General features: G+C 33.1%; 20 protein-coding genes and 1 other annotated feature. Of the genes, 16 read left to right on the top strand and 4 right to left on the bottom strand.

From position 1 onward, the window contains the following. Nucleotides 1–180: 180 nt before the first annotated feature. Nucleotides 181–2,172, bottom strand: coding sequence for a methyl-accepting chemotaxis protein (locus tag MKY04_RS11005; protein ID WP_346234392.1), 1,992 nt, complete (start codon nt 2,170–2,172; stop codon nt 181–183). A gap of 291 nt (nt 2,173–2,463) precedes the next feature. Next, nucleotides 2,464–2,698 (top strand) — a binding site (T-box leader). Nucleotides 2,699–2,853: 155 nt separating this feature from the next. Here MKY04_RS11005 and proS point away from each other — a divergent pair. From proS to MKY04_RS10985, 4 genes are all read left to right on the top strand, one after another. After that, complete coding sequence (proS, locus tag MKY04_RS11000; RefSeq protein WP_126292538.1) at nt 2,854–4,290, top strand: proline--tRNA ligase; 1,437 nt, start codon at nt 2,854–2,856, stop codon at nt 4,288–4,290. A 426-nt stretch (nt 4,291–4,716) separates the two neighbouring features. Beyond that, on the top strand, nt 4,717–5,703 hold the full coding sequence (locus MKY04_RS10995) for a TAXI family TRAP transporter solute-binding subunit (protein ID WP_126292537.1): 987 nt from the start codon (nt 4,717–4,719) through the stop codon (nt 5,701–5,703). Continuing rightward, entirely contained in the window at nt 5,687–6,163 is a 477-nt protein-coding gene (locus MKY04_RS10990; protein WP_126292536.1) for a DUF1850 domain-containing protein, read from the top strand. Before MKY04_RS10995 ends, MKY04_RS10990 begins: the two co-directional genes overlap by 17 nt. Then, nucleotides 6,160–8,187 carry a TRAP transporter permease gene (locus MKY04_RS10985; protein ID WP_126292535.1) on the top strand — a complete coding sequence of 676 codons (2,028 nt, stop codon included), beginning with the start codon at nt 6,160–6,162 and terminating at the stop codon, nt 8,185–8,187. The genes MKY04_RS10990 and MKY04_RS10985 overlap by 4 nt, the downstream gene beginning before the upstream one ends. A 184-nt stretch (nt 8,188–8,371) precedes the next feature. Here MKY04_RS10985 and serC read toward each other — a convergent pair whose 3' ends face one another. Further along, nucleotides 8,372–9,469 (bottom strand): 3-phosphoserine/phosphohydroxythreonine transaminase, encoded by a 1,098-nt coding sequence (gene serC, locus MKY04_RS10980; protein ID WP_346234391.1) that lies wholly within the window; start codon nt 9,467–9,469, stop codon nt 8,372–8,374. A gap of 314 nt (nt 9,470–9,783) precedes the next feature. Here serC and MKY04_RS10975 point away from each other — a divergent pair, with 314 nt between their 5' ends. From MKY04_RS10975 to MKY04_RS10955, 5 genes are all read left to right on the top strand, one after another. Continuing rightward, complete coding sequence (locus MKY04_RS10975; RefSeq protein WP_126292533.1) at nt 9,784–10,551, top strand: NRDE family protein; 768 nt, start codon at nt 9,784–9,786, stop codon at nt 10,549–10,551. 231 nt (nt 10,552–10,782) lie between these two features. Beyond that, nucleotides 10,783–10,932, top strand: a complete 150-nt coding sequence (locus tag MKY04_RS10970; protein WP_126292532.1) for a YjcZ family sporulation protein — start codon at nt 10,783–10,785, stop codon at nt 10,930–10,932. 146 nt (nt 10,933–11,078) lie between these two features. Then, nucleotides 11,079–11,198 carry a YjcZ family sporulation protein gene (locus tag MKY04_RS10965; protein WP_126292531.1) on the top strand — a complete coding sequence of 40 codons (120 nt, stop codon included), beginning with the start codon at nt 11,079–11,081 and terminating at the stop codon, nt 11,196–11,198. Nucleotides 11,199–11,360: 162 nt separating this feature from the next. Beyond that, nucleotides 11,361–12,143 carry an SDR family NAD(P)-dependent oxidoreductase gene (locus tag MKY04_RS10960; protein WP_346234390.1) on the top strand — a complete coding sequence of 261 codons (783 nt, stop codon included), beginning with the start codon at nt 11,361–11,363 and terminating at the stop codon, nt 12,141–12,143. A 200-nt stretch (nt 12,144–12,343) separates the two neighbouring features. Continuing rightward, nucleotides 12,344–13,456, top strand: a complete 1,113-nt coding sequence (locus MKY04_RS10955; protein ID WP_246020129.1) for a toxic anion resistance protein — start codon at nt 12,344–12,346, stop codon at nt 13,454–13,456. A gap of 63 nt (nt 13,457–13,519) precedes the next feature. On the opposite strand, the gene MKY04_RS10950 is transcribed toward MKY04_RS10955, so the two are convergent. Beyond that, nucleotides 13,520–13,828 carry a CotD family spore coat protein gene (locus MKY04_RS10950; protein ID WP_126292528.1) on the bottom strand — a complete coding sequence of 103 codons (309 nt, stop codon included), beginning with the start codon at nt 13,826–13,828 and terminating at the stop codon, nt 13,520–13,522. A gap of 362 nt (nt 13,829–14,190) precedes the next feature. Here MKY04_RS10950 and MKY04_RS10945 point away from each other — a divergent pair, with 362 nt between their 5' ends. From MKY04_RS10945 to MKY04_RS10925, 5 genes are all read left to right on the top strand, one after another. Then, nucleotides 14,191–15,123: an alpha/beta hydrolase gene (locus MKY04_RS10945; protein WP_126292527.1), complete on the top strand. Its 933-nt coding sequence runs from the start codon at nt 14,191–14,193 to the stop codon at nt 15,121–15,123. A 259-nt stretch (nt 15,124–15,382) separates the two neighbouring features. Further along, nucleotides 15,383–16,177 carry an N-acetylmuramoyl-L-alanine amidase gene (locus MKY04_RS10940; RefSeq protein ID WP_346234389.1) on the top strand — a complete coding sequence of 265 codons (795 nt, stop codon included), beginning with the start codon at nt 15,383–15,385 and terminating at the stop codon, nt 16,175–16,177. Nucleotides 16,178–16,364: 187 nt separating this feature from the next. Continuing rightward, a complete protein-coding gene (locus MKY04_RS10935) occupies nt 16,365–17,264 on the top strand; it encodes an ABC transporter ATP-binding protein (protein ID WP_126292525.1) in 900 nt (299 codons plus the stop codon). Next, nucleotides 17,257–18,492: an ABC transporter permease gene (locus MKY04_RS10930; RefSeq protein WP_126292524.1), complete on the top strand. Its 1,236-nt coding sequence runs from the start codon at nt 17,257–17,259 to the stop codon at nt 18,490–18,492. The genes MKY04_RS10935 and MKY04_RS10930 overlap by 8 nt, the downstream gene beginning before the upstream one ends. 234 nt (nt 18,493–18,726) lie before the next feature. Beyond that, nucleotides 18,727–19,341: a transglutaminase-like domain-containing protein gene (locus MKY04_RS10925; protein ID WP_126292523.1), complete on the top strand. Its 615-nt coding sequence runs from the start codon at nt 18,727–18,729 to the stop codon at nt 19,339–19,341. Nucleotides 19,342–19,409: 68 nt separating this feature from the next. On the opposite strand, the gene MKY04_RS10920 is transcribed toward MKY04_RS10925, so the two are convergent. Next, the gene (locus MKY04_RS10920) at nt 19,410–21,140 is read right to left on the bottom strand and encodes an S-layer homology domain-containing protein (RefSeq protein ID WP_185807605.1); all 1,731 of its coding nucleotides are present in this window, start codon (nt 21,138–21,140) and stop codon (nt 19,410–19,412) included. 254 nt (nt 21,141–21,394) lie between these two features. Between MKY04_RS10920 and MKY04_RS10915 the strand changes: the two genes are divergently transcribed. Both MKY04_RS10915 and MKY04_RS10910 read left to right on the top strand, forming a co-directional pair. Continuing rightward, on the top strand, nt 21,395–23,155 hold the full coding sequence (locus MKY04_RS10915) for an ABC transporter transmembrane domain-containing protein (protein ID WP_346234388.1): 1,761 nt from the start codon (nt 21,395–21,397) through the stop codon (nt 23,153–23,155). Beyond that, nucleotides 23,148–24,917, top strand: a complete 1,770-nt coding sequence (locus MKY04_RS10910; RefSeq protein ID WP_126292520.1) for an ABC transporter ATP-binding protein — start codon at nt 23,148–23,150, stop codon at nt 24,915–24,917. Before MKY04_RS10915 ends, MKY04_RS10910 begins: the two co-directional genes overlap by 8 nt. Nucleotides 24,918–24,962: the final 45 nt, after the last annotated feature.

Below are 24,962 nucleotides of genomic sequence, written 5' to 3'. Positions count from 1 at the left end.
ACGTCCTCTTTGATATACCGAAAGCGAAGCGACAGATACAAATTCATTCTGTATCGAAAGCGAAGCGACAGATACAAATTCATTCTGTATCGAAAGCGAAGCGACAGATACAAAATAAATAAAGAAAACTGCCCTAAAAGTATGGAGTACATAGTACTAGGACAGCCTCTTAATTAACTATTAAATCTTAAATTTACTTACCGCAATAGACAATTCTGTACTTAAATTATTTAATTGTTCAGAAGCATCTGCTACAGAATTAATTGCTGTAAGCTGCTCATCACTTGATGCACTAACTTCTTCACAAGCTGCAGCAGTTGATTGTGCTGTAAGTGCCATAGTTTCAATAGTTTCAACAACACGATCTTTATATTTTACAATATCTTCAATTTCAGTTGTGATATTAGTAAATGTAACTTCCATATTATTGATCAAATTCGAAATACTAGCAAAAAGAGCACCAGTATCCTCGACAACTATTCCTTGATCATTAAATGTATTTTCCATTTCTTTCATTTGTGATGTAACTTGATGTGACTTTTGCTGTAATTCAAGGATTGTTGTTTTTACTTGTTCTGTTGCAGATGCAGATTGTTCTGCTAGTTTACGAACTTCTTCTGCAACAACTGCAAAGCCTTTGCCATGTTCTCCTGCACGAGCTGCTTCAATACTTGCATTAAGGGCAAGTAAATTAGTTTGTGCGGATATCTCTGAAATAGTATCCATAACTGATCCAATTGCTGCAACTTTTTTCTCTAATGTAGAAACTGAAGCAGTCATTTCATTTAATTCGCCTTTAGATAAGTCGAATGAACCAAGTAAATTTTTCATTTTTTCTTGCCCAATTTCGTTTAATTTTCCAGCTTCTAAAGTAATATCATGCAAGGCCTTTGACTGTTCCTGCATTCCATTAATTTTATCGCCAAGCTTACTTGATGATTCTGTAACAGCATCAGCATTTTCAGAAGATGTGGTAGCACCGACTGCAATTTCATTTACTGCTTTTGAAACTTCAATGCTGGATGCACTTGTTTCCTCAGCTAGGGCACTTAAATGATGAGAGCGTTCTTCAACATTTAGAGAAGAGTCTTTTACAACTCCAATAATTCGTTTCATATTATCTATCATTTCATTAAAGTGATGACTTAAACGCCCGATCTCATCTTGAGATTTTACATCTATATGAACTGTTAAGTCGCCGTTTGATACTTGACCCATTAAAGAACTTAATGTAGAAATTGGTTTAATGGTTTTAGTAATAAAGAAATATAGAACAATAAATGTAATAATTAAGATGACAATTGTAAATAAAAGAATAATATGTTGAATACTTTGAGCATTTTCTTGTAAATTATCTACATTATAAATAGCCGCAACAGTCCAGCCAATTTCAGGGATTTTATTATAAACTAATACCGATTCTTCATTATCAACAGATGTTTCAAGATTACTTGTTTGATTTGAATCAGCAAGGATTGATGCAACATATTCTTCTGAACTTAAATTTTCACCGAATTTAGATGGATGAACAATAGCTGTACCACTTGCATCAAGAATAACAGGATATCCTTCAAAACCTAAGTCAATTGAAGAAATCATTTCTGTTAAGCTTGATAATAGAATATCAACGCCTAATACACCTACAACCTCATTGCCTTCTTTTACAGCTATTGAACCAGCAATTGCATATTGACCGGTAGAAGAGTCGATATATGGAGCAGACCAAATAAAGGAATCTGGATTAGCAATTGCATCATTGAACCATGAACGGGAATGAACATCTAAATCAAAAATTTCATCAAAATGTGGTTCAGTAATAATTTTATCACCGTCTGTGAAATAAATCGAAGAGGCTCCATTATAAACAGAAAGGTATGTAGCTAGCTCGCTTCGGAACTTTATATCCGCTGCATCGTTATATGTAGTAGAGTTTTTAAAATAATCTAGCACTTCTGGCGAAGCAGACATTTTTTTCATGCTTTGTTCATATCCATCCAAAAAAGTTGTAATAGAGTTTGATAACTGATTAACTATAATCCCACTCTGATTTACAACACTTTCTTCTGTTTTTGAAGAAATTGTTAATGAACTAATAGTTGCTAAAGAACCTAGGCCGAGTACAATAATTACTAGTACAATTGCAATAATTCGCCATCTAATTGATAATTTCAATAATATACACCTCCCATATGTTTTCGATATAATATTACCATTTCGTATGAGTCTTATTAAATATGACTTCAGAAGTATAAATTATAGTGAAAATTAAAATATTTGAAGATCAATATAATACTTTATTACATATAATTTACTATTATTTGGGAATAGCTTTTTAAAGGATTTAATATTGTTTATGGTTGGTAACTTTATTTGATAGAAATTAAAAGTTTCCATTAATTTTTTGATAAAAATTCTTTTACCAACATTGTATTATTCTTCTTTATTTGATACATTATAAGAAATATAAAATCAATGATGTGACCAAGTAAATAAGAATTGTGAAACAGAAAATGTAGCAGTTGCTGAGAGCTATATCACCGCTTCTTATTGAACCCTATCACGGAGAAGTTAGAAAAACTAACCGAGTCGTTACCGTTACATAACGATAGAGGGCCATAAGCGCTATCTTTTTAATTGAAGAAAGCAATGGCCGAACTAAGGTGGTACCACGTCGATTCAGCACAAAGACGTCCTTTGCTTGAGGACGCTTTGTGCTTTTTATTTGCTTACGTTTAATAGCAGTGAATATGGTGAAAATAAGACTAACTACCAATTTTATGAAACGACTATCTTTATGCTTTAAATAGGGTAATGAAAGGTCTAAATTGTAAAAAGTTTTTAGGAGGAATAAATATGTCTCAACAAACAAATGATTTTTCAAAATGGTACATTGATACAATTCAAAAAGCAGATTTAATGGATTACACACCAGTTCGCGGTTGTATTGCCTTCAAACCAGATGGCTACGAATTATGGGAACATATCCAAGGGGAGATGGATCGCCGTTTTAAAGAAACTGGTCACCGTAATGCATATTTCCCAATGTTAATACCTGAATCTTTCTTCCAGAAAGAAAAAGATCATATCGAAGGATTTTCACCAGAACTTCCTTGGGTAACAGAAGCAGCAGGAGAGCAATTAGAGGAACGTCTTGCTCTTCGTCCAACTTCGGAAACAATGATCGGGCACCTATACTCAGATTGGATTAAAAGCTATCGCGATCTTCCACTGTTAATTAACCAATGGGCAAACGTTTTCCGCTGGGAAAAGAAAACTCTTCCATTTATCCGAACTTCTGAGTTCTTATGGCAAGAAGGACATACTGCTCACGTGGATGAAGAAGACGCTCGTAAAGAAACAATGCAGATGTTAAACATCTATAAAGAAGTAGTAGAAGGTTTCCTAGCGATTCCTGTATATGATGGTCAAAAAACACCATCTGAACGTTTTGCAGGGGCAGTTGACACATATTCAATAGAAGCAATGATGAAAGACGGGAAAGCGGTTCAAGCAGGTACATCTCACTATTTAGGTACAAAGTTTGCTGAAGCCTTTGATATTAAATATTTAAACAAAGAAAATAAACATGTTCATGTTCATACAACTTCGTGGGGAACTTCAACACGTTTAATCGGTTCAGTTATTATGGTTCATGGTGATGAACAAGGTCTAGTTCTTCCACCAAAAATTGCTCCAACACAAGTTGTTTTAATACCTGTTGGGCCATGGAAAAAGAACCCTGCAATTATTGAGAAATTAGACGAAATTTTTGCAGCATTAAAAGCGAAAGGTATCCGAGTTCGTCTTGATGATTCAGACCAATCGCCAGGTTTCAAATTTAACGAGTGGGAATTAAAAGGTGTACCGGTACGCATCGAGCTTGGGCCACGTGATTTAGAAAACAATCAAGTATTATTAAAAGCTCGTGATGAAGCTGAAAAGCAAACTGTTCAGTTAGCTTCTGTGGTTGAAGCAATCGAAAAAGAGCTTGAAGTTATGCAAACACGTTTATATGATAAAGCTAAAGCATTCCGTGACGCTAACTCACATACTCATATTGATTCTTTAGAACAATTACAACAACATTTAACTGATTCTGAGAAAAACGGAACAATTCCAGGTTGGGTTTTAGCTGGATGGTGCGGTGATGATGCATGTGAAGAACATGTTAAAGAAGAAACTAAATTCACAACACGTAACATTCCATTCAACCCACCAACTGAAAAACATACTTGCATCAATTGTGGAAAAGAAGCAAGACACACAGTATGGTTTGGAAGAGCTTATTAATAAAATTAAGCAGAAGTATTTAATAAATATAATAGAGAGAAGGGGAGTGTCTTGGTTCCCCTTCTTTTTTTAATGCAGATTTTTAATAATATTATTATGTAAACTAATGTAGTATATGTGATTCTTATAAAATTGGAGTAAAACGAGGGAAATCATTAATCTACTAGACTTAAAAAAATAATATAAATCAACTAAAACTCAAAAATAATTATCAAAAATAGTGTTATACTATCATTATATTTCTTTTATATTATTCAAATTGTTTTAATTTTTAAAATATAATATTGATTTTCAGTTTCATATATCTTATATTTTAGTTACTCAAAAATTTCACAATTTGTTAACATTACTGTAAAATTTTTGATGAATGGGTATTATTTTATCATATTTTGTATCCGTTTTCATTCAAACAAGGGGGGCTAATATATGAAAAAATCTGCATTATTTTCATCAATAGCATTATCAGTATTTTTAGTAGGATGTGGTGGTGATTTTGGCACTACAAATGAGCCAAGCACTTCAAATGAAAGTTCAGGGGATGGGTTAGAAACAAATATTGTGACAATTGCTACTGGTGGGGCGTCTGGACCCTACAATATTCTGGGTACAACTATGGGGGAAATTTACTCAACTGAATTCGGTATTAACTCAAGAACTCAAACTACTGGGGCATCTGTAGAAAATTTAAATTTGATGTCTCAAGAAAAAATTGAAATGGCATTTGTAATGAGTGATGCTTTATCACAAGCAATTAATGCTGAAGAAAGTTTTAAAGAGCCAATTGAAAATGTTTCGCAGATTGCGAATTTATATCCAAACGTAGTTCAAATTATTGCCAAAAAAGATTCTGGTATTGAAACAATAGAAGATTTAGTTGGGAAACGTGTTGCGGTAGGTGACCAAAACTCAGGTGTTGAATTAAACGCCCGCGCTTTATTGAATGGACATGGTATTACTTATGATGATATTCAAGTAGATTACTTAGGTTATGCTGAAGCGGCAGATGGATTAAATGCTGGTACAATTGACGCGGCATTCTTAACAAGTGGTCTACCAAACGCTTCTGTATTAGAACTATCTGAAACAACTGGAATTACATTAGTGTCAATTGAATCTGAAAATGTTGAAGAAATTGCAAAAGAACATCCATACTTTATCTCTTATGAAATTCCAGCTGGAACATACGGAAATGAAGAACCGATTAAAACAGCTGCTGTTCCAAATGCATTAGTTGTTAGAAATGATTTAAGCGAAGACGATGTTTACAAATTAACGAAAGCATTCTTTGAAAACTTAGATAAGTTAGCAAACTCTCACCAAGCTGCAAAAGAAATTACATTAGAGAAAGCTCAAGAAGGTTTAATCGCTCCTTTACATCCAGGAGCACAACGTTACTATGACGAACAAAAGTAATAAGAAAAGATGGTTATGGGGTATAGGGGTCCTTATACTCCTTGCCATTTTTTTTATAAAGATTCCTGTATTTGTGTTCGAATTTGAGGACCGAACATATTTTTTATTAGAAGATTCGTTTCAATTAAAATGGATTCACTCTGTTGAGAAAGAAGAATGGATCGAAACATATGAACAACAAGGGAATGAAATACTTTTATTGGAAACCCACTTTAAAACATTTGGTGCAGGTGTACCGAGTATAGCTAAAGATACAGAACTAACAGATGGATTTGTCAAAATGAAAATGGACATACGCTATCCAGAACTATATTTAACTGTTTCAGAAAATGTTGAAACAACGATTATTAGTGAGGATCGTGAAATTCCCATTTATAATTATGCAAATGATTATGACGTTGTACATATCACAATCAGACGAATTTATCTATGGGAATTATTATTGGGAGGGAAGTTATGAGCGTTGTAAAAGATATAGAATCAAAGAAAGTTTTCGTTGATGAAATTTCGGAAGAAAATGTTAAAAAAGTATTAGAAAAATATGATACAGATTCTAATGTTCGAAAATTTAATAATAAAACAATTGTTATTTTTATTGCTGCATTAGGAATATTATTTTCCTTATTCCATGTATATACAACATACAATCCTCTTCCAACATTATTACAAAGGACAGTACATTTACTCATTGCATTAGCTATTTGTTTTTTAATTTATCCAACATATAAAAAACAAGATCGAACAAAAGTTCCATTTTATGATTGGATTCTATTTGCACTTAGTATTTTATCATGTGTATATTTATTCGCCCAATATGAAGCAATTATGACTGAAAGAGGGGGAATTCCAAACACAGTCGATATTATTATGGCGATTTTAACTGTCATTTTGGTATTTGAAAGCGCAAGACGTGTAACTGGTTGGGTATTGCCAATTCTAGCACTTATTTTCCTTTCATATCCTTTTTTTAGCCATGTTTCATGGCTTCCAAATATGCTAATGACTCGCCCCTTCGATCTTGGTGATATTTTCGGTCAATTATATTTAAAAACAGAAGGCTTGTTCTCAACAGCTATTGGTGCTTCTGTACAATATATCTTCTTATTCATATTATTTGGTGCATTTTTAGCGAAATCCGGAATGGGACAATTTTTCAATGATTTAGCATTAGCGCTTGCGGGACATCAACAAGGTGGTCCGGCTAAAGTAGCAGTTATTTCAAGTGCATTTATGGGTAGTATTAATGGTTCCGCAGTAGCAAACGTTGTAGGAACAGGTGCATTTACCATTCCATTAATGAAAAAAATAGGTTATGAAAAGAACTTTGCCGGTGCCGTTGAAGCAAGTTCCTCCATAGGTGGACAAATCTTACCGCCAGTAATGGGTGCTAGTGCATTTATTATGGCTGAAACTACTGGTATTTCTTATGGTACCATTGCTCTTGCTGCAGCACTTCCAGCAGTTCTATTTTTCTTAGGGGTATTAATGCAAGTACATTTCCGCGCAGGTCGCTCAAACTTAAAAGGTATTCCAAAACCAGATCTGCCTCGTGTAAAAGAGGTATTTAAAGAAGGAGGACACTTACTAATACCTTTAGTTGGTCTCGTTATATTCCTTGGTTCTGGTGTTCCTGTTGCATATTCTGCCTTATATACAATTGTGTTAACTATTGTAGTTGCAGCGTTAAAAAAGAATACTAGAATGTCATTTAAAGATATCTTATCTGCCTTGGAAGATGGTACAAAACAATCTCTATCAACAATTGTTGCCTGTGGTGTTGTAGGGATTATTATTGGTGTAGTAAACTTAACAAGCTTTGGTTCAACGCTTACAGCTGCTATTACAAATCTTGGTGCAGGATCATTATTCTTAACTTTGTTCTTAACGATGATTGCATCGATTATTTTAGGAATGGGTCTTCCATCTATTCCAGCTTATATTATAACAGCAACAATGGCAGCGCCATCACTAGCTGAATTTGGCGTTCCAATTCTTGTCGCTCATTTATTTGTATTTTACTTTGGTATTTTCGCTAATATCACGCCTCCGGTAGCACTTGCTTCATTTGCTGGCGCAGGACTTGCAGGGGGAGATCCGATGAAAACGGGTATGATTTCTGTTCGATTATCGTTAGCAGGCTTCATAGTTCCTTATTTATTTGTTTATGAACCTGCAATGCTAATGATTAATCCATCTGGTCTTCCAATGAACGCAGTTGATTTCCCGATGGCATCCATAGCAGATATCATCATCGTATCGTTGACTTCAATTGTTGGTGTAATAGGTATTGGAGCTGCAATTGAAGGATATTTCGCAACACATTTAAATATGATTATCCGAATAGTGCTTGGAGTTGGAGCACTATTGATGCTAATACCAGAGCCAATTACAGATATTATTGGTACTGTAATTGTACTTGCGGTTTTTGTAATGAATTATGTTCAAAATAAAAAGATAAAAAAGAAGACAGTTTCCGCTGCTTAAAAGAGATTGAATTAATTAAACTTAGAAAAATGCAAGAATGATAAGTATAGTAGTTCTTGAAAAATCAATAGCAGCTTCAAGCTTTGTACAAGTTATTCAATCGTAAAAAAAGACTGTAGATAATCTCAAAATTTTCGAGCTTGTCTACAGTCTGAATCGACTCAAACGTGAGTCGATTTTTTTCTTATTGATGTTTTCTTTGGAAATCTAACATGAAGTTTGCAAGTGCTTGGCATGCTTCGAATGGAACTGCATTATATGTAGAAGCACGGCATCCACCAACAGAACGGTGACCATTTAACCCTACAAATCCAGCAGCTTTTGCTTCAACTAAGAATTGTTTTTCTAATTCTTCATCTGCAACTCGGAAAGTAATATTCATTAATGAGCGTGATTCTACAGTAGCATGACCTGTATAAAAACCATTACTATTATCAATTACATCATATATTACTTTTGCTTTTTCCTCGTTATGCTTCTCAATCGCTTCTAGTCCGCCTATTTCTTCAATCCATTTTAAAACTTCGCCTAACATGTAAATACCGAATGTTGGAGGAGTGTTATATAAAGAATTTGAATCGACATGAGTCGTATATTTCAGCATTGTCGGTATATTAGTATTTGCTTTTTCAAGTAAATCTTTACGGATAATAACAACTGTTACACCTGAGGGACCTAAGTTCTTTTGTGCACCAGCATAAATAATTCCGAATTTGCTTACATCTACTGGTCTAGAAAATATATCGCTAGACATATCCGCCACTAATGGTACATCTCCAGTGCTCGGAAATTCCTTCCATTGAGTACCGTAAATAGTGTTGTTAGAAGTGATGTGAACATATGCATCATCAGAGTTGAATTTAATCTCTTCTATTGATGGAATATTACGATATTTATTCTCTTTAGTACTAGCTGCTTCTCCAGTTTGTCCAAATAATTTCGCTTCTTTTAGCGCCTTTTCAGACCATGAACCGGTTAATACATAGCTAGCTGTTTTATCGGCAGTTAAAAAGTTCATTGGCACCATTGTAAATTGTAGGCTTGCTCCACCTTGTAAAAAGACAATTTCATAATTATCTGGAATTGCAAATAATGATTTTAATCGAGAAATCGCATTGTTATGAACCGCCTCATAATCTTTGCTGCGGTGGCTTAATTCCATAATTGACATACCAGTGTCGTTGAAATTTACTAATTCTTTTTGTGCTTTTTCAAGTACTTCTAGTGGCAACGCAGAAGGACCTGCATTGAAATTATAAGCACGATTATTTGTTATATTCACATTGAACACTCCTTGAAGAAAATAATCTATATATTTGATTATATACTCTTTTCCGCACTAGCGGTTTAAAATTTATACAAAATGATGAATTATTTGATATTTTGAATTTCTTTGTACGTAAATGAAGAATTTTTTAACAAAAAAATAAATCAAAAAAGATAGTCTATAAAAATTTGATGATTTAAATTAAAAGGGAGAAAAGAATAGCATGTATGTCAACTTTAAAATATTGGTTTATTTTTTAGTACTCTTCCTTACAGGAGGAGAGAAGTGTTATATTAAGAGAAATTTAGCCATAAGGGGATATAGAACATATGTGTCTTATTAATTTTCATTTTCAGGATCATCCATTGTATAAATTAATTGTAGTTGCAAATCGGGATGAAAGCTATGCTCGACCTACAAAGAGGGCTGGGTTTTGGGATGATGAACCAAATATTTTAGCAGGACGTGATTTATTGCAAATGGGGACTTGGCTCGGTGTTTCGAGACAAGGTAGATTCGCTGCGATAACTAACTTTCGTGATCCCAGCCTGCCTGAAAGAACTAAATCTCGCGGAGAAATCGTTAGAATGTTTTTATCAGAGTCTCGTTCAAATAAAGAATTTATAGATGAATTAAAAAACAGTAGAGAACTATATGGGGGCTATAATGTATTAGTTGGTGATGGAAATCAACTAATGCATTACAACAATATATTAGACGAAATTAATGAAATCCAACCAGGAACTCATAGTTTAAGTAACTATTCTTTAAATACATCTTGGCCAAAAGTTGTTAAAGGGAAACAGAGGTTATATGAATATCTTCAATCAAATCCAGGACGTATAGAGTGTGAGGAGTTATTTAAAATTGTTGATGATATAACAGTAGCCAATGATGAGGATTTGCCTGACACAGGAGTTGGTATTGAACTAGAAAGATTATTATCGCCAATATTTATTAAAATGCCTAACTATGGAACCCGATGTTCTACAGTCGTACTTATTAATAAGAACAATGAAATTACGTTTGTTGAAAAAACCTTTCAAGAAGGAAAATATCAATTTGAAACAAAATATGAATTTAAAATTAAAGAGTAACGATTAACACCTTTACTTTCGAGGTTCTTTTTTTATAAAAATAATTTCATAGTAAACGAATATCATCCTTCAACAAAAAAGCTTCGCATTTATTATAAAGGAACTAAAAAATAACTGAATAAATAGAACTTGTCACACTATTTTTCTTAATAAAACTACATTCTTGTCCAATACATGGTTCAAAATTCAACATAAAATAGACTAACTTAGAGGAAAGGGGGGGAATATGTAATGGGTTACTCAAATGTTGGAGGAGCAGGCGATTATTACAATGGTGGTTACAACAACAATCGTAATGGCTTCGCATTACTTGTTGTTCTATTTATCCTATTAATCATCGTTGGTACAGCATTTTTCAACAACAATGGTTTTGGATATTAATTAAATAAAAATGGATTCTCTCTTTTGGGAATCCATTTTTATTTTGCTTAAATTTAAGATTTAAAACCATAAAAATTGTACATTTGTCCCCTATGAAGGCAATTCGCCTAACATATATTGTATTAGTAAAAAAAAGGGGGAAATACATGCATTACAATGGATGTTATCAAGTAGGAGGATACTCAGGAAAATTTAACTACGAATTTGTTTTACTTGTTGTATTATTCATTCTTTTAATCATTGTTGGTGCGTACTTCTGTAAATAAAAGTCAGATTATTAATTAGATTTATCTTTAAAAACACTGTTGGAAAAACTCCAACAGTGTTTTTTGATTTTGTCGAATGTTAAAATGTAAAGATTGAAATTTCACACAATTCAAACTTTATCTTATATAATTTATTTAACTTAATAAAAAGGAGACAAAAACATGGAATTAGGATTAAAAGATAAGGTTGCGATTATAACTGGTGGAAGTAAAGGGATTGGTTTGTATACAGCGTTACAGCTCGCAAAAGAGGGGACAAAAATCGCCATTGCTGCACGGAATGAAACTACACTACAAGAAGCAAAACAACTTATTGAACAACAAGTTAAAACTGAGGTTTTTACGATTGTCGCAAATGTTTCAAAAGAAGAGGACTGTAACCGTATCATCGAAGAAACGGTTGCCCACTTTGGAAAATTAAACATACTGATTAATAATGCAGGTACTTCTTCTGCAAACTCGTTTGAAGAAGTTGATACAGATCTTTGGCATTCTGACTTAAACTTAAAATTGTTTGGGGCGATTCATTGTTCAAAGTTTGCATTGCCTTATATGAAAGAGCAAAAAGGTGGTTCTATCGTAAATATAACGGCAGTAATAGCTAAAACTCCACCTGAATCAAGTTTGCCAACAACAGTAAGTCGTTCAGCTGGACTAGCATTAACGAAAGCTATGAGTAAGGATTTAGGTAAATACAATATTCGTGTAAACGCGGTTTGTATTGGTCTTATTCGTAGCAGACAAATCGAAGAGCGCTGGCAAAATGCAATGCCTGAGAAAAGTTGGGAAGAATACTCTAAGGAAGTAGGTAAGACGATTCCACTAGGTCGTATAGGCGATACAGAAGAAGCAGCGAATGTCATCACATTTTTAGCATCAGATGCAGCAAGCTATGTTTCTGGCTCTGCTATCAATATTGACGGCGGCTCAGGTGAGGCACTTTAATCTTTTTAAAACTGTCTTATTCTAAATGAATGAAACTTTTCGATCGCCTATTTCGTATGTTTTATATAAGAATATTTGTAAAATACTTATAATACGCAATTTAACCCAAATAGATGTATTAAAGGTTTTACCCATAATTGAAATAGGAGCGGGGGATACTTATGTCTGACTTCAAAAACTCATTATTCGAAGACTTAGATATGAAAAATAGAGAAGATATCAATGAACTTGTTGACAAAACTAAACCACAACAACTTATATCACAAGAAGAAATGTCTCAAATAAAAAAACGACAGCTTGCTTTGAAAAAAGAACCCCAAGTACAAGCACTAGCTGAAAAAATCGATATAAAAGACCAAATTGCTGTTCTCGAATTTGGCAGCGAGACAGCAACAGCTATCTCTAGCTTTTCAGATCGAATGCTGGCAACAATTAAAACAAGTAAATTGGAAAAATCAAGTGCGCTAATTAATAATCTAAATAAAATAATGGATCGTTTTGATCCACAAGATTTTAAAGAAGAGAAAAAAGCAGGTTTTTTAAAACGCTTATTTAATAAAAGTAAAGAGCAGCTTGAACGTATTTTATCTAAATATGACACAATGAATAAAGAAGTTGATAAGATATACAATGAGATACAAAAATACGAACAAGAGATGAAACAAAATACGGTCGAGCTTGAACAAATGTATGATCAAAATTTAAACTATTTCCAAAGTTTAAGTGAGCATGTTGCTGCAATTGAAGTAAAACTTGAACAGCTTCAACCACAAATTATACAACTAGAAAATAAAGCTAATGAAGGTGATCAGGAAGCAATAATGGAACTTGAAACAGTACGCCGCTCAATAGAGTTATTGGAACAGCGTCGCTACGATTTAGAAATGGCTCAACAGGTTTCATTTCAAACTGCTCCACAAATTCGTATGATTCAGCAAGGGAATAACCATTTGATTGGGAAAATTAATTCTGCATTTGTTACAACAATACCGATTTTTAAACAAGGGCTTATCCATGCTGTAACAATTCAGCGCCAAAAGCTTGTTGCAGATTCGATGGAGGAGCTTGATAAACGCACAAATGAAATGCTAATTCGAAATGCTGAAAACATTCGTTCGAATAGCGTAAACATTGCTCGTTCTGCAGGAAACCCAAGTATAAAAATTGAAACAATCGAAACTACTTGGCAAACGATTATGGCTGGCATAGAAGAAACAAAACAAATTCAAGCTGAAACTGTTAGAAGTCGTGAGGAAGGTAGAAAAAGAATTGAAAAATTACAGCTTGAGTATGAAAAATTAAAGAGATTATAAACAAAAAGTAGATTACCTAACCGCTTTAAAGGCACAGGTAATCTACTTTTATATTAGAAAAAATTAATAAAATCTTCTACGAATAGGGAAGCAATTTGGGTTAGGATTTTCTGGTGTACCACAATTCATTTGAGTTTCAGCAAACTGGTTTACAACTGAATTTGTACGTGGGAAGTAGTGTTGGTTGTGTGCAATATGTCTATTTACTGTTGTCACGTGCACAGGGTGGATATGAGGTACAACTGTGTTAATAATATTAGTTCTTACTACTTCTTGTGTGGGTGAAACGCGTGCTGGTGCTACTTGAGTTGGAAGAACATTAGGTGGACAGCAAATCGGTTTTCTTCGGCGACCCATTTGTCTATTAAACATGAACGATTTCTCCTCCTTTGTATTATTTAATGCATTATTAACATATGTACTAAAAAACACTTGAACTAGTTGTACACCTAGTATTTTCAAAAGAAATAGTATTAGTACAAATTAATTAAAGCCTATTATTTCTTAGTTCATTAAACTATGTACAGGATGTTTTTTTTAATTTTTACAACCGCCTACTTATAGTTTTACCCAACAAAAACAAATAATTAAAAATAATAAATGACAGTTTAGAAATTTTTCCCTTTGGACAAGTCCTTTCTTATTGATAAATACCTATCTTTATACTTATAATAAAAACATACTAAATAGGTGGGTATTATATGAATTAGAAGTAGAAAGGATTTGTGGCTAGCATGGCTAATTTATTAAATGTTTCAAAGCAATATTTAGATATCGTAAATAAACAACCTGCATTACATACAATGACACCCGCAGAAGTGCGTCGGTTACGACAGACTAATTCAAAAAAACAGTTAGAACGTAATGTTCAACTAAAAAGTATTGAAGATAAATTTATTTCCATGCGAGATGGAGAAACAATAAAAATTCGTATATATACTCCACTTGGCAATGGCCCATTTCCAATTATTGTTTATTATCATGGCGGCGGATGGGTATTAAATAGTATTGAGACTTGCCATGAATCTTGTCAGTTACTTTCATTTGAAACAAATTCAATTATTGTCTCAGTCGACTATCGTTTAGCACCTGAATACAAATTTCCAATACCAGTTTATGATGCATATGATTCCTTTCTTTGGACTTATAAGAATGCGCAAATGATTAATGGTTTAGTAAATAAAATATCCGTAATGGGAGATAGTGCAGGCGCGAATTTAGCAACAGTCGTAACATTAATCAATAAAGAGCTTCAAGGACCTAGTATTCATTCCCAAGTTTTGCTCTACCCAGTGACGGATTTATCATATGAGTCTGAATCATACGAGCAATTTAAAGTTGGCTATGGTTTAGAGAAGAAGGATATGGAGTGGTTTGGAAGATACTATTTGAACAATGAAAATGAAAAGACACACCCTTATGCAGCACCATTAAGAGCTTTTGACTTAGGCAACTTACCACCGGCATGTATTATCGTTGCAGAAAATGATGTTTTAAGGGATGAAGGAAATGCATATGCTAAACGATTGAAAGATTCGGGTGTTAACGTTGATCTACATACTGCGGCAGGACTCGTTCATAGTTTTTTTACAAAGAATGAAATTTTCACAGTAGAAATAGCAGATACAATAGCTTTCATTAAGAACTATTTAAAGCAACTTATTTAATAGTTGGAATAGATTATATTTTTAATTAAATTACGTCTCCTTTTTATTATTTAAAATATATAGTTTAAGTAAACATATCTTTTCTTAATCGGAGACAGTAAGAAAACACTGCAACTTATCATAGTTTAATAAATTAGCCCGTCTCTGAAAGAGTTTTAGGCATACTATACAAATAGTCACCCTTAAGATATTGCAAACTATAATTCCACTCCAACAATTATAGATATGAAAAGTCTTATGGGATGGAGGTGTTTGGATAATGAGCTTAATAACAATAAGCCCGGGACACTATGGAATAGGGACAGGTGCTCGAGATATTATAGATGAGGTACGAGAGGCGAGAAAAGTAACAAATCGAATAGTGGAAATATTAAAGAGTGAAAAAATTGGGGTGACGAAGATAGAAGATAATACTTCTAGAACACAATCACAAAATTTGAACTACTTAATATCTCGACATAATGGCACAACTAGAAAAGTGGATGTGAGTATTCACTTTAATGCTTCTGGAGAGAGGTTAAATTCTGCTAAAGGAACAGAAGTTCTTTATTTAAGCGATAGTAATAAAAATCTTGCTGAAAAAATAAGTAAGGCAATTTCTTCTGCTAGCGGTTTAAGAAATCGGGGAGCTAAAAAAAGAACCGATTTAGCTTTTTTAAACCGTACTTTGAAACCAGCAATTTTAATAGAAGTTTGCTTTGTGGATTCAGTAACAGACGTTAATTTATATCAAAGGTATTTTGAAGTAATTTGTAAAGCAATCGCTAATCAACTAATAAACTACGTACTTGATGGACAATCACGACCAGAAGAAGGTGAAAATGGATTGAGCCTTATTGCTAATAACGGAAAGATTAATTCAGCAATTTCAAGTCCAACTTTAATCGATGTTTTAAATAAAGTTTTAAAAGATCAAAATTCAGTAAAAGAAATAATAGAGAAAGGTGTTTCACAAAAAGCGATTAGTAAAGAATGGCTAAATAAATTAAATAACAAAACACTTACGACTGCTGATTTGCTAGGCCTTTCCGTACTTATCGTTCAAAGACTATAAAGTAGGAAGTAGACCTGTAATTACCGAATCATAATGGTAATTACAGGTGTTTTTATTTTTAGGAAAATAAAGGATGTTGAAACTTATCGCAAATTTACCCGTATAACAGTATATACATATCAAAATACTTGTTCTCCATATATATGTTTGGAAATAGATTACATTAGTGAGAAGGGAGATAGAGGAAATGACGTTAACCTTAGAACACGTTGTTAAAAAGTATAAAGATTTTACAGCTGTTAACGATTTGAATTTTTCAATTGGGAAAGGTGAAATATTCGGCCTTATTGGTCAAAATGGTGCAGGTAAAACAACTACCTTTCGAATGATTCTTGATTTACAAGAACAAACTTCAGGAAATATTACTTGGGATGGTGCACCAATTAAAAAAATAAATCGTGATTTGCTTGGATATTTACCTGAGGAACGAGGTATTTTTCCTCAAATGAAGGTGGAGGAACAATTAGTATTTTTTGGCGAACTAAGAGGAATGGATCGTAAGGAATTAAAAAGTGAACTTGATTTTTGGATAAAAAGATTCGATATTGAGGAAAAAAGATACGATAAGGCAGAGACATTATCAAAGGGAAATCAACAAAAGGTTCAGTTAATTGCAAGTTTTATTCATAAACCAAAGTTTTTAATATTAGATGAACCATTTAGTGGTTTAGATCCAGTAAATCGTGATTTATTAAAAAATGCAATATTGCTCTTAAAAGAACGTGGAACGACTATTTTATTTTCAAGTCACCAAATGGATAATGTAGAGGAATTATGTGACCACTTATGTTTATTAAAACGAGGTGTTTCTCTATTTTCGGGTAGTTTGTTGGAGCTGAAAAAACAGTATGGAAAAACAAAATTAACAATTCGAACTGATTACCCCATTGAGAAGTTAGAGAAAATGACAGGTGTATTAGAGGCTAAGGAAGAGCGTGATGAATATGTGCTGAAATTAGAAAATGAGTCTTTTGCACAATCAATTTTTGAAGCTGTTTCGAATGGCCTCTATATCGAAAAGTTTAGTTTAGATTACTTATCGCTTGATGAAATTTTTAAACATAAAGTTGGTGGCGACAATGAATAAACTGTGGATCTTAATCAAATCGTTGTATAAACAAAAATTACGTCAAAAATCTTTTATTTTAATGACTCTACTATATATTGCAGTAATTGCAGTTGTTATGTATTGGTCTGAAATAAAATCAATTTTTATTAACGATGAGGCATTACAAGTAGCTCTTATAAATGAAACAACTATTGAATTAGATTCAATTTTTTCGTCAAATAACGATATAGCGTTTACTTATCCAAGTGAGTCAGAAAATATTTATAAGCAACTGGAACAGGAAGAGCTAGATGCCGTTGTAAAAATTTCTGAAGAAAATAAAAATTTGAAGGCAAATATTATTACTTATACACCATTGAAATTAACTGATCAATCTACCATCTCATCACTTATAGATTACGCATCGAAAATTTATGGGATACAGCAATTAGAAATTACAGCAAAAGAGGCTGAACATTTACTGGATACCGAACCGATCATTATCAATACGAATTTAAATGAGGATTTAGCGGATGGGAAAAGTGAAGATGAAAAGCAATCAGGTTTATGGGCTTCATATTTCGTTGGAATCGTTATTTACTTTTTCCTAATGACGTTTTTATCTATGATAACGACAGATGTTGCATCAGAAAAGGGTTCAAGAGCTTTAGAAATGCTGCTTGTAAGTGTTAAACCTGGCATACATTTTCAATCAAAACTAATTGGTGTTTTTTTAATAGCTTTAACACAATTTGCTATTATTTTCGGAGTAATATATGGATTCCTGCGATTTACAGACGGAGGGGCAAAATGGGAAATAGTTAAATCTTTTGTAAATGAAATATCCTATTCCTATGTATTATATGTAATTGTATTTTTACTCCTAACAATTTTCTTATATTTAATTATGGGTGCCCTCTTTGGTTCACTTGTTTCAAAGGTTGAAGAAGCTTCTCAAGTAATGACTCCGGCCATTTTAGTCATGTTAGTTGGATTTTACGTCATGATATCTGGCATTGGGAATCCCGACACAATGTTAATCAAAGTGTTTTCTTATATCCCTTTTACTTCAGGTATGGTAATGCCTATGCGAATTGGTGCAACCGATATATCAACAATTGAGCCAATCATTTCATTATCTATTCTTTTTATAACTGTGGTCGTTGCCTATGTTATAAGCCTTTCATTTTACAAGCGAAGTGTATTAACCTATAGCACAGGCGGTATTATTCAAAAAATTAAAACAGTGTTTAAAGTGACAACATAAACGTATTAAGAAGGGACTATCTAGTACTAAAGATAGTCTTTTTTTATTTTTATCACAACGTTTATATCTTTAGAACTAGTCGAAAGACATTGTTCGATTTAATTAAACATTTTTCGATTACCTTTCTATCAAATTTCCAAAATATAATATTACCTACTAGTAATTATATTTTTCTTAGATGTATAATAAATACAAATTTAGTTAACATGTATATGTTTGGAGGTGTTTGGTAATATGAATTTGATTGCAGAATCTATAGAACTAGGGGACTATCTAAATGAGCTACCTGTTGTTGACTTTTCACATGAATCTATTAAACAAAAAACGACAATGTTATTTTCTGATGAACAAGATGATGTTGAAAAAGTAAGAATAGCTTATGAGTATGTAAGAGACGAGATCTCTCAATCGCTAGATATCGAAAGTCAATATGTTCCTTGTAAAGCATCTGATGTTTTGATTTATGGGGAAGGGGTATGCTTTGCAAAAGCAAACCTGCTTGCCGCAATCTTAAGATCACAAACGATACCAACCGGATTTTGTTATCAACGCCTCTTAATTCATGGAAATAATCAGAACGGATATGCATTACATGCTCTAAATGCGGTTTTTATTCCATCTCTAAATCGTTGGATTCGCCTGGATGCTCGAGGGAATCGGAAAGGTGTTATTGGGGAGTTTTCAATAGAAGAGGAAATTTTACCATTTAAACCAAATGAAAAACTTGGCGAAAAAGATTATCCAATCATTTATACAAAACCAAATATAGATGTAATGAGGGTTTTAGAAAGAAGTACGGATGCACATAAGATGTATCGCTATGATTTGCCATCAGCCTTAAAAGTTTAATAAACAAAGTGAAAAAGGTCTATCAAAAAGTATAATCGCTTTTTGATAGACCTTTATTTGATTACTTATTAATAATAAAATTCCTCATCGACTTCAACTAATTTATAGCCATTAGATGTTTGTTGAATTTCATAGTAATATTCGCTTCCATCTTCATCTACAATAACTATTAGCGAATTAACTACATCAAAGCCAACTGCAGTTGCTAAAATTTTGCCATTACTTTGTTTTTCTAAGATGACATCACCAAATCCATAAATTTCACTATTTGTTAAATCCATTGGTGGTTGTAATTCAAAGGTATATTTTTCAAAAAATCCATCGTATTCCGATAAATCAAGAGTACCATACACATTTTTATTTTCATCGATAATTAAAACATACTTACTTTTGGTAAAATCAAAGTTTTTCTTTGTTCCATCTGTTTGATAGAATGCTAAAATTTCATCAATTGTTGCATCATTTTGGAAGGTAGCAAAATCCCAGTAAGTGTAAGATGGAACTGGTAAATAATAGAATGTTCTATCCTTTATAACTTCATCATTAAAGAAAATGTCACCGCTAACCGTATTATAGTAACGATAATCTAATGTAAAGTTTTGTGCTGATTGATTTAATACGATATTACCAGCAAAATCTATATAGTATTGAATTGTATCAGTTACTGTTTTACTTCCTGTATTTTGAACAACACCAGTTAGGGTCAATTCCATAATTTCATTAGTATTCGTATTTTTGCTAACGGAGTATACGGAACGATTCACAAAATCTTGAGTGACTGGTTCACGACTTCCGCTTATTGATTTGAGCGTTGCTTTTGTAAAGGAATCCATTAGCAATGCTTGTGCTGGTAAATTCTCTGAAATCGTATTTTTTTCAATTGCTACTTCTAACTGTAATTTTTCATTCAACTGTAAATCAATGGAGACGAAGTGTTCATTGCCAAATAGATCTTTGCCTTTAAGGTCGACCCATTCGAAGAAAGTATCAAAATCATCAGGAGCAAAATCCCCTGAAATTGTAATTTCGGTTGTTGAAAAATTAATATTTAATGATGTTTCATTAAGGTTTGTTACCTCAGAGAAGCTTGAAAAACCTAATTCACTTGCATTTAATGTAATGGTAGACTCAGTATAGTCTGGTGCCATATATTGCATAGCTTTTGATAAAAATGTGGCAAAATGAACACGTTGTACATTGCCTTTTGGATTAAATTCCGTCACATTTGAAATGCCTAAAGCATTAAGAGCACGGATTGCTTCTTGAGCTTCTTCTTTCGCATCAAATAAATCAACTACATTATCTTCTGAAAAAATAGCGATATCTACTAAAGATTTACCACGCATGGCTTGAGTTGCACGATCTAAAACAAGTGCCATGTTTTCACGTGAAATTGTACCCGCACTATCTAATGATCCATCAAGCTTACCATTAAATACACCTGTTGATTTCACAACCGCGGCATATTTTAACAATTCACGATCTTTAGCTTGTGGAGAAATGTCGATGAAGTATTGAGTTGTTTCCCAATCATTAGGAACAGTTGCAATTCCGCTATTTACTAAAAAACGCCCAAGCATTTTTACTACTTGTCCACGAGTAATTTCCTCTTTTGGAGCAAAAGTTGTAGGTGTAACACCATTAATAATTTGCTTTTCTACTAGATTAGCAATATGCTGCTGTGTTTCTAAAGAATAGGATTGAATATCTGTGAAATTTGTTGTTGCTGCTTCAACAGTTGGAATTGGTGCAATGATTGCTGCTACTGCACATGTTGTAAAAAATAATCTGCTTTTCATTGTTGACTCCATTCTATGTATTTTGTTTTAATTCTTTACTATTATAGTAGTTAATGAAATTTATAAGAATACATTAAAATTTACCAATTGCATAGTCTATGCTATGGTCTTCAAACTGATTTTTCCGTTTTTAAATTACTTATATTTACACTTCCTATATTTCTCAATTTTTGCTAAAATGGGTAAGCTTGCTTAAATGACTGAAAATTTAAGAAAGTGAAAGCCTTATATGATTACAGAAAGTTGGTGAAGTTATGAAACTATTTTGGAAGCTCGATTGGTTTTTTAAAGAGAGGAAAAAAGAATATATAATTGGACTCGTTATGTTAGCCTTTGTGGCAATTTTAAATCTAATTCCTCCAAAAATAATTGGCTATGTGATTGATGAAATTGCATTTAAAGAGCTGACTTTACAATCATTAATCAAGTGGATTGTCGTAATTGCAGTGGTTGCAATTGTTATGTATATTCTGCGTTACTACTGGCGCTTAATGATTTTTGGATCATCTAACTATCTTGCTAAAACTCTCCGTGAAAAACTTTTTCGTCACTTTACGAAAATGAGCCCATCTTTTTATCAGAAACACCGTGTTGGAGATTTAATGGCACATGCTACAAATGATGTTTCTGCAGTACAGCAAACAGCTGGTTCTGGAGTACTAACATTATTTGATTCAATTACTACTGGTGGGTTCGTTATTATAGCCATGGCTTTTACAATAGATTGGAGACTAACGTTAATCGCGCTAATCCCCATGCCGATCATGGCAGTAACTACTAATTATTATGGAAAGCTATTGCATGAGAGATTTCACCAAGCCCAAGCTTCATTTTCTAATTTAAATGATAAAACACAAGAGAGTATATCAGGGATAAAAGTAATTAAAACTTTTGGTCAACAAGAAGAAGATATTGAAGATTTCACCAAGCTTTCAAACGATGTCGTAGATCAAAATATGAAAGTTGCTCGTATAGATTCATTATTTGATCCCACTATTAGTTTAATTATCGGGATCAGCTTCTTATTAAGTCTTGGCTTCGGGGCAAAGTTTATCTATGAAGAATCCATGACAATTGGGGACTTGGTTGCCTTTAATACGTACTTAGGCTTACTCGTTTGGCCGATGCTTGCATTTGGCATGTTATTTAACATTATGGAGCGCGGCTCTGCATCGTATAACCGAATTGAACAATTATTATCTATTCCTGTTGATATCGATGACAAAGATAGTGCATTGGATATTCTACCAGAAGGTGATATCTACTTTCACGTTAAGGAGTTTAAATTTCCTGATGGTTCAAAAGCTGCATTGAAAAATGTCCATTTTGAACTTAAACGCGGTGAAACGTTGGGTATTGCTGGGAAAACAGGTTCCGGCAAAACAGCAATATTAAAATTATTACTTCGAGAATTTGAAGGTTACGTAGGCGAAATTAAATTTGGTGACCATAAAATCGATGATTATAAAAAGCTATGTTTACGAGAGGCGATTGGTTATGTGCCACAAGATCATTTCTTATTTTCATCAAGTGTTTATACGAATATCGCTTTTGCAAATCCTACAGCTGCTTATGAAGATGTAGAATACGCTGCTAAACTAGCTTACATACATGAGGATATTTTAAGATTTGCAAATGGCTATAAAACAATAGTGGGGGAACGCGGTGTATCCTTATCTGGAGGACAAAAGCAGCGAATATCTATTGCACGAGCTTTAATGATGAAACCAGAATTACTTATATTAGACGATTCATTATCCGCTGTAGATGCAAAAACAGAAGAAGCTATTTTAAAATCTTTAAAGACAGCTAGAGCTAATGCTACTACTATCATAACTTCACATCGACTAAGTGCCATTGAGCATGCAAACTTAATTATAGTGCTGCAAGAAGGGGAAGTTGTCGAAAAAGGTACACATGAAGAACTAATGAAACTAAAAGGCTGGTATTATGAAACGTATCAGCTGCAACAGCTTGAAAATTTAGTTGAAAAGGGAGGGGAACTAAATGAATAAACAACCTACCTTTTCAAATAAAGAACAACGAAAAATTATAATAAGGCTTTTAATCTATATAAAACCTTATAAAAAGGAAGTATCAATTGCATTATTTTTACTTTTCCTTACAGTTATCGGGGACGTTTTAGGACCATACATTATTAAAGTGTTTTTAGATGATCATTTAGCAATTAATCATTTTGAGTTAAAGTCAATTCTCTTTTTAGCAATATCTTATTTGATAATACAATTACTTAATGTAATTTTTTCCTACTTTCAATTGGTGAAATTTCAAGAAATCGCACTAAAAATTATTCAACAGCTTCGAATTGATGTGTTTAAAAAGATTCATCAGTTAGGGATGCGCTATTTTGATGATACTCCAGCAGGAACAATTGTATCTCGTGCTACAAACGATACAGAAGCAATAAAAGAGTTATTTATTTCTGTATTAAGTTCCTTTGTGCAGGCGGCATTTCTCATTATAGGAGTTTATGTTGCAATGTTTTTATTAAACCCAATGCTTGCAATATTTGCTCTCGTATTGCTGCCACTTATCTTTCTAGTTATTCATTTTTACCGAAAGCATAGTTCCGTAGTTTATATGACTATGCGAGAAAAACTAAGCCTATTGAATGCAAAATTAGCAGAAACATTATCTGGCATGGGTATTGTACAAACTTTTCGCCAAGAACAGCGCTTTAATGATGAGTTTGATGAAATAAATAATGAGCACTTTATATCAATGATGGATAATACTAAGTTAAATAGTATTCTATTGAGACCCGTTATTGATTTAATCTACTTTACAGCGGTTGTCATTATACTATTTTATTTCGGGATAACCTCTTTTAAGACAGCTATTGAGGTAGGTGTTATTTTTGTATTTATTACGTATATAAGTCGCTTTTTTGAACCTATTAATCAAGTAATGGAGCGTCTGGCACTATATCAACAGGCTGTTGTAGCAGCCTCCCGAGTTTTCAAATTATTAGATGAAACAGAGATAGAACCGAAACAAATGGATGTAACCGACGATATACAAAGTGGATTAATTGAGTTTAAAAATGTGACATTTAGTTATGACGGCAAAACGGATGTTTTAAAAAATATTTCCTTTACAGTGAATCCTGGTGAAACTGTAGCGCTTGTCGGTCATACAGGCAGTGGTAAAAGTTCAATTATTAACTTGCTTATGCGTTTTTACGAGTTTGAGCAAGGCGAGATTTTAATTGATGGTAAATCAATCAAATCTTATAGCAAAAATGTACTGCGAAAAAAAATAGGCTTAGTGTTGCAGGATCCGTTTCTTTTTTACGGTACGATCAAAACAAATATTGCACTTTTTAATACGGATTTAACCGATAAAGATATTCAAGCTGCCGCTCAATTTGTCCAAGCAGATGAATTTATCGAACAATTACCAAATAAGTATGAGCAGAAAGTAACAGAGCGAGGATCTACTTTTTCAAGCGGGCAAAAACAATTAATCGCCTTTGCAAGAACAATTGCAACAAATCCAAAAGTGCTTGTATTAGATGAAGCAACTGCATCTATTGATACTGAAACAGAGGTTGCAATTCAACAATCATTAGAAAAGATGAGAAAGGGACGGACGACTATTGCAATCGCACACCGCCTATCTACTATACAAGATGCTGACCAAATTTTAGTTCTGCATCTTGGAGAAATTGTTGAGCGTGGTACTCATCAAGAGCTGCTTGCTCAAAAAGGGTTATATCATAAAATGTATCTATTGCAAAATGGCATTGTTGAATAATTTTATCTACACGTAATCATTTATTGGTTACGTGTTTCTTAATAA

The organism is Lysinibacillus telephonicus (assembly GCF_039654155.1).
GTDB classification, from domain to species: Bacteria; Bacillota; Bacilli; order Bacillales_A; family Planococcaceae; genus Ureibacillus; species Ureibacillus telephonicus.
Note: the sequence above shows the minus strand (reverse complement) of the source record. Positions and strands in the feature narration are given on the sequence as shown.